Genomic DNA, 11458 nt, shown 5'->3' with positions numbered 1-11458 from the left:
TCGGCGAGCGCTTCATCAGAGCCATGGCGGCGTAATATTCAAACCGCCCGCCACACACGAAATTCCTGACAGTCCCGGTGCAATCGAGACAGCCGCGCAGCTGAACCATGTCCTTGAGCTTGGGCCAAAGGCAGAAAAGAAGCCCGACACCTCGCTTATTGCGGCGCGGGACCGGGCCATCGGTTCTCTGCTGGGGCTCGCCGTCGGCGACGCGCTGGGCACCACGCTCGAGTTCACCATGCGCGACACTCACCCCCGGCTTACTGCCATGGAAGGGGGAGGGCCGTTCCATCTCGAACCGGGTCAGTGGACCGATGACACCGCGATGGCGCTTGCGCTGGGTGACAGTCTGATCGCCAGAGGCGGACTTGATGAGTCTGATCTGATGGACCGCTTTGCTCGCTGGCGCGATGAAGGCGAGTATTCCTGCACCGGGACTTGCTTCGATATCGGCAGGACGGTTCGCGGCGCTCTCTCGCGCTACAAGCAAACCGGCGATCCTGCTGCCGGATCGACCGATCCGAGGAGCGCCGGCAACGGCAGCCTGATGCGGCTTGCCCCCGTGGCCATTCGCTACTGGCAGGATCGCAAGACCCTCCACGAGATCGCCGCGCGCCAGAGCCGCACGACGCACGGCGCGCCCGAGGCAGTCGATGCCTGTGTCGCTTACGCCGACATCCTTGCCGATGCGATCGAGGGTCGTCCGCGCAGCGAGGTCTTGCGCCCGCGGTCTGGTCCTTACGCCGGCAGGATCGAGAGCATTGTGGCCGGATCCTGGCGGAGCAAGTCTCGCGGTGAAATCCGCTCCTCAGGGTATGTCGCCCATTCGCTTGAAGCCGCGCTCTGGTGTGTCGGGCGCACTGCCTCGTTTTACGATGCGGTATTGCTGGCGGCCAACCTGGCCGAGGATGCCGACACCACGGCTGCGATCACCGGCCAGCTTGCCGGTGCGCTTTATGGAGCAAGCGGTATCTCCTCAAACAGCCTCGGACCGCTCGCGTGGAAGGAGCGGATCGAGGAGATGGCGGCCAGCTTGTTCGAGCAGGGCGTGCGGTGATCGCAGGCCGCGCAAGATCACCAGCACCAGCGAGCTGACGGGTGACCGATCAGCCGAAAACAATCCCATGCACTGTAGCCGGGGCCAGCTCTTTGCGCTTTGGCGGCCACAGGTCGTGACAGCACCCTCGGGAGGATTCGAGGGGGTGACCACATGGCAAGGAAGAAGGATGAGGAGCCGCACGGCAGGAAACCGAATCGAAAGCCCGGCGCTGCCGGCGTCATCGAGGCTCTGGGATCGCTTGTTCCGCCTGTCGACCACCACGCGGTCATTCTCAACGACCTGGTCGAGCAGACAAACAGCTTTGCGCTCGACTCGTTCGAGCAGGCCGCAAGGGAACGAGGAAATCCGGAGCGATCAGCCGTGTTCCTCAAGCAGGCGATGGACCTTGCCAGGGGCTGCGCTGTTCTCGTCGCCGCCAGTGACATTCATCGCAAGGCGCTGCGCGACAGGGATGAACGTGGCCGGCACGCATGAGCGCAACACCGGGGCGATGCACTCTGCCCTGCGTTGCGGGGCAAGGACTCGTTCCGGCGAGCCTTGCAGATCCCCCAGCATTGCCGGTGCAGCGCGGTGCCGGATGCACGGAGGCAAGGGATCAGGTGCGCCTTTGAACAACCGCAATGCCCTGAAGCATGGTGCGTGTGATCGGGAAATGCGCGAGCGAAACGCGCTCGTTCGGGAACTGATGGCCAGAGTGCGTCAGGTGATGCAAGGCTTGGGTCAGGCGGAGGGCTGACCGCGATGGTGAACGCCCGGAACTCAAGGCCAATGTCCCCAATCGGCCAGTTACGGGAGGGCTGCATGTCCGCTTCGCGCCCAAAGCCAGACCTTATCAGCGGGACTATTACGTCTTGAGACCGGACGTACGACCATCCGGCCGAGAGGTGCCCGGTCGTTATGTCGATTTCAGCCAACCTCCAGGCATTTTATATCCTGCACCATCTTCGTCATCTACCGCCACGCTCCAGTATTCGGTTCAGCTCGGCACCGAGAAGAATGATGTAGGACGAGATGTAGAGCCACGTGAGAAAAACGATGACGGCTCCCAGGGCGCCGTATGTGGCGTTATAGTTTCCGAAATTGCGGACGTAGAACGCAAACCCGATCGTCGCCGCGATCCATCCGACCGTTGCAAAGGCCGATCCCGGCTTCAGCCAGCTTTCCGGGCACGGCCGGCGGCTGGGAGCGAAGCGGTAGATGGTGGCGATCGCAAAGCGAACGCCGAATGCCGCCACGATCCAGAAGCCGATCTGAAGTACCGTCCGGGAGGCGCGGCCTAGCTCGGGCAGCAGGTCCCGGAGGAGGGTGAAGGCCGAGATCGCGACGCTCGCGAGAATGAAGATGCCCACTAGACCCGCGGCGACCGCCGTCGCGACCAAAGTGTGCCGGATGAAGGACCGGGTCTCCTCGACCTCGAATACGATGTTGAGCGCGGTGACCATCGCACCCGCGCCCCTCATTGCACCGTAGAGCGCAAGCCCGAGCGAAAGGAACAGCCCCACGCTCACTCCCGCGTCGGCAGCCGCGACCATGTCCTGCAACTGGGTGCCGATAATCTGAGCCGCTTCGTCGGGCATGATACTGGCAAGAGCCGTGATGTGATTTGCCACCTGATGCGGTTCGGCAATCAGCCCGTAGCTCAGAACCACGGCCGTAAGCGTCGGGACAAAGCCGAGGAAGCCATAGAACGCGAGGCCTGAGGCGATCAGGCCAAGGTTATCCTTGCTGGCTTCAGCCCAGGTCGCTTTGGCGATTGCCCACCACCCCCGGAAGGGGGTGTTCTGCCCCGCCATCTCGCGATACCAAGATCGTTTCTTTCCTTTGCGGAGGATCATGGCGGTCCCTTCACGACATTAGACCGGTAAAAGATACCCCCCAATGTCCAACCCGTTCGGCTGATGGATGCGAAGGCGGAAGTCTGGGCGGATCGCCAGGAGGTGGTAGTATATCTCGGATTGTATGCCCTCGTATGGCAATGTCTGATGGAATAGACGCCGCCCGACCGCATCGATGTGCCAGCGCAGGTGTTGCCGAGGGCACTGTCAGAGCGAATGCACCTGCCACTCCGGCCGCGCTGTCAGTCTCGCCTCCGTCTGAAGCTAGGTCCCAAGATAGAGGCGCTCCAGCAGAAATTACCTGGAGTCGGGGACCTGAGTCCTCCAGCGGCAAAATGCCGAAGGTGCGCTGCCGCCCCAGCTCGGGCATTCGGTTGAAAGCAATCAGCCGCTTCAACGGCTACCAATCCTGACCAGTTATTGATGCCTTGGACAAGGCGGTCAGCTTCGCTTCCGGGTTTCGCGTTGAGACATGCAAACGCTGGATCATGAGCCGAACAGCGGTGTGGGTCAGCGGTCATCGCCGGGGCACAAGCGCAACTGGTGGAGAGCGGAAGTTGAGCAGTGATTGGGCTAAGGGCTGCTTTCCGCCGGAATCGCTAGAAGGTGCGCTCTCGCTGGCGTAGGCGATCGCGATGTCCGCCCGCCTCTCGACACTGTGCTTGCGCAGAGCCGCAGCGCTAGCCGCGTTGCTGCTGATGATGGTGGGCTTCCTCTTTGTTGACCTAAGTCCCAGGGTCCAGTCGAGTGATCGGCCATCGGCCCAGAACATGAAAGCCGCGCGTGAGATTTGGTCACAACTGAAAGTGGCTCAAAGCACTGGAACAGCGACGGAGATCTACTTCACTGATGAATCAGTAGGGGCGCTATCAGCTCTGCTGAGCGACGCGAGTGGCATTGGGCGCATTGAGGCCCGCCTGACGAGTGGCGTCTTGTCCAGCAGCGTCAGCATTCCCCTGCCGCTCGGCTTCTGGATGAACGCTGAAGCTACCGCGACCGGGCAGCACGACGGCTTTCCGGTGTACCGCTTGAGAGTGGGGCGGGTCACATTTCCTCAATTCGCGTCCCGGTGGTTCGCAGATGCTGCGTGGTGGGCTCTCGGTTTGGCCGGCGCGCGGCTTCCCTCCCTTGACGAACTGGTCAGGCAAGTCAGGATCGATGATCAACAGGTTACTGCCCGAATTGCTCTTCCTCGGAGTACAGGCGTCTTCGACAGCATAATGGCCGTCAGCTCAGAAAGCGTCGATCAGCAGCTAGTTCGCAAGATCTACTGCCAAGCCGCTACCGAGCAGAGAGAAGATCGTGTCGATGCCTTGCCCCTCATGGTCAACAGAATCTTCGCGAAATCTCCGTCGCATGGCGCAGACAGTTACAGTCGCGCAGCCTTCATCGCACTGTCCCTTCTGGTGGTGGGTGAGGAAGCTGAAGCCCTTGTGCCTGATGCTGCAGCCCTGGCGCAGAATTGCCCACGGCGGAACCGACCGGTCTATCTGCATGGCCGGGAAGACTTGGCCAAGCACTGGACGCTCTCTGCAGCATTGACGTCTGTGCTCGGCGAGAAGGCCGCTGCCAACATTGGAGAGTGGAAGGAACTCGACGATAGCCTGGCGGGCGGTTCGGGCTTCTCGTTTGTCGATCTAGCTGCAGACCGCGCGGGATTGCAGACCGCCCTGCGCTCGTTTGACGTAAAGACCGCGTCGCAGACAACACGCGAACTCAGCACAGCGCGAGATAACGACCTTCTTCCGTCCTCACTTCTCGAAGCCCCGGAGGGCCTTTCCAACGCTTCGTTCGCGGATCGCTTCGGCAGCTTAGAGGAGCGGAAGTATCGCCAGGCTATCGCCCACATAGACGGGATATTGGGCGGAGAAATGGACATTCGTCAGCGTTAGCAAGGCGCTCTGCGTGAGCGGGATTGGGTGTGGATGGCCACAGTGGGGCGTGAGCAGAATGGCAGTTCCACAATCAGAGCGACGGCAAACCAATAATCAGCAAGCGGCAGTATGCCGCTACGTGCATCGAGCTCACGGAGCTCCGCGGAATTGCGAGAGACGATTGACCAAGCGGGCTCGCACGCTTCTGATGCCGCTGCCGGTCACTATGAGGATTCGGATCACAGAAGGGTTTTGCATGCTCCGCACTATCACAACGACACCTATTGAAGGACAGCGGCCGGGCACTTCTGGACTGCGAAAGAAAGTGGCCACGTTTCAGAAGCCCTCCTACACCGAGAACTTCCTCCAGTCTTTGTTCGACGTGGTTCAACCGGATAGCGGCGCAACGCTCATAATCGGCGGCGACGGTCGGTTCTACAACCGAACCGTGATCCAGCAGGCAATCCGCCTGGCGTCAGCCAACGGCTACGGCCGAGCCTTGATAGGTCGGGGAGGTCTCCTTTCCACCCCTGCCGCCAGCCATCTCATTCGCAAGCATGGCGCCTCGGGTGGGCTGATCTTTTCCGCTAGCCACAATCCTGGCGGTCCAAACGGCGATTTCGGGATCAAATACAACACAGCCAACGGCGGCCCTGCGCCTGAAGCAGTCACAGAGGCTGTTTATAAGCGCAGCCTTGAGATCGATCGCTGGCTCACCCTCGAAGCACCTGATGTAGATCTCGATGCGCTCGGTACGAGTCAGGTGGGGGGCATGACCGTTGAAGTAATTGATCCAGTGACGGATTATGCGGACCTGATGGAGCAGCTGTTCGACTTCGCTGCCATCCAGAAAGCAGTGGCCGAGGGGTTCACCATGAGCTTCGATGCAATGAGCGCAGTGACCGGGCCATACGCGATCGAGATCCTTGAGAACCGGCTCGGCTTTGCCAAAGGGACGGTTCGGAACGGCACACCACTTGAAGACTTTGGCGGCCATCATCCCGATCCCAACCTGGTTCACGCGGACGAATTGTACAGACTGATGATGAGCTCCAATGCGCCTGATTTCGGAGCTGCTTCGGATGGAGACGGAGATCGCAACCTGATCATCGGTCGTCACCGGTTCGTAACTCCGTCTGATTCCCTGGCGATGCTTGCGGCCAATGCGCACCTTGCTCCCGCCTACAAAGATGGACTGAAGGGGATCGCACGTTCAATGCCGACAAGTGCTGCGGCGGACCGGGTGGCCGAAGCACTCGGAATACCCTGCTACGAGACTCCCACTGGCTGGAAGTTCTTCGGCACCTTGCTCGATGCCGGACTGGTGACGATCTGCGGCGAAGAAAGCGCCGGCACGGGCTCTGACCATGTGCGCGAGAAGGATGGATTGTGGGCCGTGCTGCTGTGGCTCAACATTCTGGCGAAGCGGCGCATTTCTGTGGACCAACTCGCCCGCGATCACTGGGCGGAATGTGGGCGCAACTACTATGCCCGGCACGATTACGAAGGGATAGAGAGTGCAGCGGCCGACGCGCTGATGGCAGAGCTGATGGGCGGCCTTTCTGCGCTTCCTGGCCGTAGCCTCGGGGTACTCACCGTCGAAGCGGCCGACAGTTTTTCTTACAGTGATCCCGTTGACGGCTCTGTCACACCCAATCAGGGCGTTCGGGTGATCTTTGAGGGCGGCTCCCGCGTTGTTTTCCGCCTGTCCGGCACTGGCACTGCGGGGGCCACGCTGCGGGTCTATCTCGAGCGCTATGAACCGGCCGAAGGTCGGCTGGATGAAGAGACCTCAACCATGCTGATTGAATTGATCGAAGCCGCCGAAGCTATTGCCGGGATCGAAAGACACACCGGGCGCAGTTCGCCCGATGTAACTACCTGATCCGCGAGAACGGTCGCGCGCTCGGCGCAACCGGACACCAGGTGAAGGTGGCGAATTCCTGCGGCCCCGGAATCCTCGCGGCGGCCGTGCTGGAGAACGGACCAAGACCGATCTCCAAGATCCGCTACTACGGACCGAAGACTGAAAGCTGCCATTCCGCAACCGGCTTAGGAGCCGCCATAATATGTCGTGTGAATGAATGGCCGGTTTCGGCGGCCGAGCAGAGCCCGGTGAACGTCCGCAACGTCGGCGGCTGCAGGCCTTCAGTCGCTCAGCCGGCCGCAATGATGGAATGTTCAAGTCGCACATCGTCGAGCAGCCGCTCGATCGCAGCACGCTGCGCATCGGTTCCGCTTATCCTGACATCCCAATTGCAATGGGCATGCGTCTCTGTGTCGCGCACGATCACCTTGCCAAGCGCCCGCTGCCATGTCTGCGAGGTGCCGCCTTTCTCCCGGATAAGTCGGTCGATAAGCAGCTGTTCGAGGTCGGAGGCAGTCATGCCCGCCCGCTTAGCTGCTGTTGGCTGCCAGGCAAGCAGACGTTCGCGCACCAGCTCTCTAATAAACGGCGGGTTTCAATTGGGAGGCGACGTTGAGTTAAGCTCCTCGGTGCTGGAGTTGTATCGCATTGCGAGCTCGAGTGAGCCGTCTCAATTTCGACTGTGACCGTGACGCGCCTTGGTAAATGTGGCAACGAAATCGCTGATGCTAGGACGATCTCGCACATACCGGCCGAACCTTTGGGCGCGCCTTTTCTTATCGAAGAATTGGAAGCTGGTCCTTAACCCCTCATCCCATGACAGCCTTCGTCTAAGTTCGACGGGCGAGGACGAAATCCTGTGCATCGAGATCACCTCTGTTTCGTCGACCAAGGCCCTGCTTTGGCAAACGGTCGAGATCCGGTCGAAGGGCCGTATCGATGCTTTGTCCGGCCTGACTACCAAGACTGCCCAATGCCTGCGCGACGACTTACTGGGTTTCGTAAATCAGCATCTCGCGGCGCTCATTGATTCCGACAAAGAACGCCTGCGTGAGGTCGATAGCAAGATTCGCGCGATCACCGACAGCAACAGGCAATATCTCGCACACGCCGACGTCAGCCGGGCAATTGCGAGCGTTCCGGGCAATGCGTCATTGGCGTTGGCACACCCGTTGTTTGATGCGGCTCTCATCCCGGACGCGCTAAGAGCCTATCTGCCAACCTCATTTGAGATGCTTACCGATCCGGGCGCTCGCAGCCGCTATAACGAAAACTTCGTTGTCTACGAAATGCAGAAGTTCGAAGATTTCTTCGTGGACCTTGGCGGATTTTCACTCTCCCAAGAGCAGCGAGAGGCATGCATCCGTCTGGAAGACAACAACCTGCTCGTCGCGTCCGCCGGATCAGGCAAGTCCGCGACCATGGTCGGAAAAGTCGCCTATGTGCTCGAGAAAGGGCTCTACCGCCCGAGCGAGATTCTCGTCCTGGCGTTCAATAAGAGCGCAGCCGATGGACTGAAGGAGCGGATCGCCAAGCAGTTGAATGTCAATGAGGAGGCTCTGGAATGCCGAGTGACGACGTTTCACGCGCTCGGCCGGGGGATTATCGAAGAGACGGAAGGCCGACCACCGCAGCTGGCAAACTGGGTCGAACATCCGGCCGGCGAAGCTCGTGTGATCGACAAGATCATACTTGATCTGATGGAGGTCAACGAAGAGTTTCGCCGGCTGTGGCTCGACCTCCTGTCTATTTTGCCGAAGGCCGATATCCCGGCGGAGGTCTTTGACTCGGAGGCGGACTACAATCGCTACATCGCCAATCGCAACGACAGGGGCGGCAGCACCATCGGCACCCTTGCCGAGGATATATACGTCAAATCCCTTCAGGAGCAGCGGATCGCGAACTGGCTTTGGGTTCATTCGGTCGAGTTCGAATATGAGAAGCAAATCTCATTCGAGGAGGAAGATGGGAGCGAGCGGTTCGTCCAGCCCGACTTCTATTACCCCCTGACCGATACGTTCCATGAGCACTTCGCGATCAACGCGGATGGCTCTTCGCCCTTTGAGAACTACGCCGAGCACACCAAGGGCAAACGCGCAGGGTACAAGCGCGAAAAGTTGGATTTTATCGAGACAACCTCTGCACAGGCGCGCGAAGGAACGCTCCTGCCATATCTCGAAACGGAGCTGGCCAAGCGTAAGATCCCGCTTACGGAGAAGACTGCCGAGGAGATCCTTAAGGCGGTCGAGCCAGTTGTGATCACACACTACCAGAAGCTGATCAGTGTATGCATCAAGCATATCAGAGCCAGCCAGCTTACTCTGGAGATGCTGCTCGAGCGGGCCAAGTCCCTGCACGACAAACCGCGCGCGCAACATTTCGCACGTGCTGTTTGGCTAATCACCGAAGCCTATTCGCGCAAGCTCGAGGAGGCGAAGCGTATCGACTTCGACTCCATGATCGGTGATGCGGTGCGCCTCGTCGAGACCGGCCGATACCAGAGCCCCTACTCACTCATCCTGGTTGATGAATTTCAGGACATTTCGGATCCAAGGGCCAATCTGATCAAGGCGCTCAAGCACCAAAAGCCCTTCACGAAGGTCTTTGCTGTCGGAGACGATTGGCAGTCGATCTATCGCTTTGCCGGGTCGGACATCACGATCTTCACTCAGTTCGAAACGAATTTTGGCGCCTGCTGGCAAGGTCGGCTGGAACAGACCTACCGTTGTAACCAGCTACTCGCCGACACCGCTGCGCGCTTTGTCCAGCGCAATCCCGAACAGATTAAGAAGACCGTGCGTTCAACGCGCGCCGCCATACCGCGATCAATCCGGATCATTCCTGTTGCCGTCGAATGGCGCAAGCCGAGCTTTCCAAAAGCCTGTTTCCAGCTGCTCGATCGCCTGAATACGTTCCTCGAAGGGATTTCTGGGCAGTGGCGGCGTGAGGCGGGGCAAAAGCTGAAGGTTCTGGTCTTGTGGCGCTACAACCTGTTGGACCCGTTCCGTGGTCGGCACCTCGAATTTTCGGCACTCGAGGTTACCGGCCTGTCGTTTCATCGGTCCAAGGGCCTCGAGGCCGACTACACGATCCTGCTCGACGTCAGCGAGGGCGATTACGGCGTTCCAAGTCGGATAGAAGACGACGAGTTGCTCAATCTCGTAATCCCGCGCCCGGAGACATTCGCCTATGCCGAGGAGCGCCGCCTCTTCTATGTCGCAATTACTCGCGCCAGCAGAGGGACGTTTATCCTCTGCAACAGACGCAAGCCTTCGCGCTACATTCGCGAGCTTTGCGAGATCGCCGGAAGCGAAGTCCGTTTTGAGACCATCGATGGCAAGGAGCTCGATCAGTGTCCTAGCTGTCTGGTCGGAGAGCTGGTTGAACGGAAAGGGCGGAATGACAGCACTTTCTTTGGCTGCAGTCAGTTCCCTGAGTGCCGCCACACGCACCAGACAGCTCCCGCCGTTGCAAGGATGGCCTGATCAACTTCCTCGCCACAGGGAAGGTTGAGATCGCGTGGGAATGCGAGGTCGAGCGGCATAATGAGACGCTTGCGGGCTTTCCTGAGCCTCCCGTCCGCAAGCTCCACTAAGGGCGTTGGCGGCCTGCCTTTCCCTATTTATCGAGTGCACGGCCATACTGCCGAGCCGCAGAAAGATCACAAATCCCCAACCCGCGTGGCGTGTAACGTGACCCGAGCTTCCCCCAGCCGGGGTTACAGTTGGGCGGTTGTTTTGCGCATGAGCGGGCATTGTCAGAGGAACTGCACCTGCTACTCTGGCGACGCTGTCAGTCTAGCACCTGTCTCCGGCTAAGTTCCAGGATCGCGAGCATTCGGCCAAAATTCAACCCGCAAGGGAGGCCGGAAGACGTCTCGAAGGGGCAAAGTGCAATTGCTCTGACAACACCCAATTTACCCCTTGCAGCGCAGGGGCCATCCACAGATGACAGCACCACGCCCGGTGCTTCCAATACGTCCGGGGCCGTTCAATCCGGTGACGAGTGACCGCATCAGGCCGAGCGCGCGTAGCTGCCCACGGGGCGTTCGCGTACGAGCGCAACCCGCAGCCGCTGCCGGAGCTGGGCCCGTGGACGTCTGATCTGGAGCGACTGCTGGAGGCGAACGAGCGCAGGGCGCGGCGCGACCGGCTGGCGATGATCCGGATCTTTGAGGAACTGCATGGGCTCGGCTATCGCGGCGGTTATGATGGCGCCGGCGCTATACGCCGGCTTGGCACCCTGATCGCCCGGCGGCGGCGTTCGTGCCGCTGAGCTTTGCGCCCGGCGATGCGTACCAGTTCGACTGGAGCCATGAGATCGTCTTTATCGCGGGCGCCACCACTACGATCAAGGTCGGGCACGTGTGGCTCTGCCACAGCCGGATGTTCTATGTGCGGGCGTATCCGCGCGAGAGCCAGGAGATGGTGTTCGACGCCCACGACCGGGCGTTTGCATTCTTCGGCGGAGGCTTCGGTGAACGAGCGTCCGCTTATCCGAGAGCGGCTAATCGGCTTGGGCGGCCGGTTGTGGGTCATCCACTCAGGCTGTTGCCATGGATCGACGGCATGAAGCTCAATGCAGGTCCTTGCGAGTGGATGCGACATTGGATCAATCCCGCACCCACCCGTCAGGCATGTCGGGACGATTATTCAGCCTGGTCCGATTGAACGAGACGGAGCAGCAGCACCGAGCGGCCAGTCACTTGGTACGTCGATCCAACCTCGAAGCGCTCCTCGCTTGCATCGGGGGCGTTGGTGTCGATCAGCCGCTCCCATCCCTCTGCGCCCGCCGTGTCGGGCAGCGTGAAGTTGATGAGATC

8 protein-coding genes and 1 pseudogene are annotated in these 11458 nt (G+C 60.2%); 7 read left to right on the top strand and 2 right to left on the bottom strand.

Features of this window, described 5'->3' with window-relative positions; genetic code table 11:
- The 3 genes from ELY13_RS13855 to ELY13_RS15710 form a co-directional block, all read left to right on the top strand.
- On the top strand, positions 1-1057 hold a 1057-nt coding region (locus ELY13_RS13855), incomplete at its 5' end, for an ADP-ribosylglycohydrolase family protein (RefSeq protein WP_206436074.1).
- A gap of 153 nt (positions 1058-1210) precedes the next feature.
- Complete coding sequence (locus ELY13_RS13850; RefSeq protein WP_126174504.1) at positions 1211-1534, top strand: hypothetical protein; 324 nt, start codon at positions 1211-1213, stop codon at positions 1532-1534.
- Positions 1512-1796, top strand: coding sequence for an HGGxSTG domain-containing protein (locus tag ELY13_RS15710; protein ID WP_420897432.1), 285 nt, complete (start codon positions 1512-1514; stop codon positions 1794-1796). The genes ELY13_RS13850 and ELY13_RS15710 overlap by 23 nt, the downstream gene beginning before the upstream one ends.
- 211 nt (positions 1797-2007) lie before the next feature.
- Here ELY13_RS15710 and ELY13_RS13845 read toward each other — a convergent pair whose 3' ends face one another.
- Entirely contained in the window at positions 2008-2895 is an 888-nt protein-coding gene (locus tag ELY13_RS13845; protein WP_126174503.1) for a YihY/virulence factor BrkB family protein, read from the bottom strand.
- Between the two features lie 698 nt (positions 2896-3593).
- On the opposite strand from ELY13_RS13845, the gene ELY13_RS13840 reads away from it, so the two are divergent.
- Both ELY13_RS13840 and ELY13_RS13835 read left to right on the top strand, forming a co-directional pair.
- The gene (locus tag ELY13_RS13840) at positions 3594-4787 is read left to right on the top strand and encodes a hypothetical protein (protein ID WP_126174502.1); all 1194 of its coding nucleotides are present in this window, start codon (positions 3594-3596) and stop codon (positions 4785-4787) included.
- A gap of 238 nt (positions 4788-5025) precedes the next feature.
- Positions 5026-6654, top strand: a complete 1629-nt coding sequence (locus ELY13_RS13835) for an alpha-D-glucose phosphate-specific phosphoglucomutase (protein ID WP_126174501.1) — start codon at positions 5026-5028, stop codon at positions 6652-6654.
- A gap of 271 nt (positions 6655-6925) precedes the next feature.
- Here ELY13_RS13835 and ELY13_RS13830 read toward each other — a convergent pair whose 3' ends face one another.
- Positions 6926-7156, bottom strand: a complete 231-nt coding sequence (locus ELY13_RS13830) for a hypothetical protein (RefSeq protein WP_126174500.1) — start codon at positions 7154-7156, stop codon at positions 6926-6928.
- 187 nt (positions 7157-7343) lie between these two features.
- Here ELY13_RS13830 and ELY13_RS13825 point away from each other — a divergent pair, with 187 nt between their 5' ends.
- Together ELY13_RS13825 and ELY13_RS13820 are read left to right on the top strand one after the other, a co-directional pair.
- Positions 7344-10121 carry a UvrD-helicase domain-containing protein gene (locus tag ELY13_RS13825; RefSeq protein WP_241233724.1) on the top strand — a complete coding sequence of 926 codons (2778 nt, stop codon included), beginning with the start codon at positions 7344-7346 and terminating at the stop codon, positions 10119-10121.
- Positions 10122-10680: 559 nt separating this feature from the next.
- A pseudogene (locus ELY13_RS13820) lies at positions 10681-11105 on the top strand (IS21 family transposase); the annotation flags it as partial.
- Positions 11106-11458: the final 353 nt, after the last annotated feature.

It is taken from the genome of Altericroceibacterium xinjiangense (genome assembly GCF_003958635.1).
Classification (GTDB): Bacteria; Pseudomonadota; Alphaproteobacteria; order Sphingomonadales; family Sphingomonadaceae; genus Altericroceibacterium_A; species Altericroceibacterium_A xinjiangense.
Note: the sequence above shows the minus strand (reverse complement) of the source record. Positions and strands in the feature narration are given on the sequence as shown.

What these genes read in the sequence shown, in the direction of transcription:
- ELY13_RS13850 (WP_126174504.1), top strand. Translation starts at nt 1,211, where the DNA reads ATGGCAAGGAAGAAGGATGAGGAGCCGCACGGCAGGAAACCGAATCGA.
- ELY13_RS15710 (WP_420897432.1), top strand. Translation starts at nt 1,512, where the DNA reads ATGAACGTGGCCGGCACGCATGAGCGCAACACCGGGGCGATGCACTCT.
- ELY13_RS13845 (WP_126174503.1), bottom strand. Translation starts at nt 2,895, where the DNA reads ATGATCCTCCGCAAAGGAAAGAAACGATCTTGGTATCGCGAGATGGCG.
- ELY13_RS13840 (WP_126174502.1), top strand. Translation starts at nt 3,594, where the DNA reads ATGATGGTGGGCTTCCTCTTTGTTGACCTAAGTCCCAGGGTCCAGTCG.
- ELY13_RS13835 (WP_126174501.1), top strand. Translation starts at nt 5,026, where the DNA reads ATGCTCCGCACTATCACAACGACACCTATTGAAGGACAGCGGCCGGGC.
- ELY13_RS13830 (WP_126174500.1), bottom strand. Translation starts at nt 7,156, where the DNA reads ATGACTGCCTCCGACCTCGAACAGCTGCTTATCGACCGACTTATCCGG.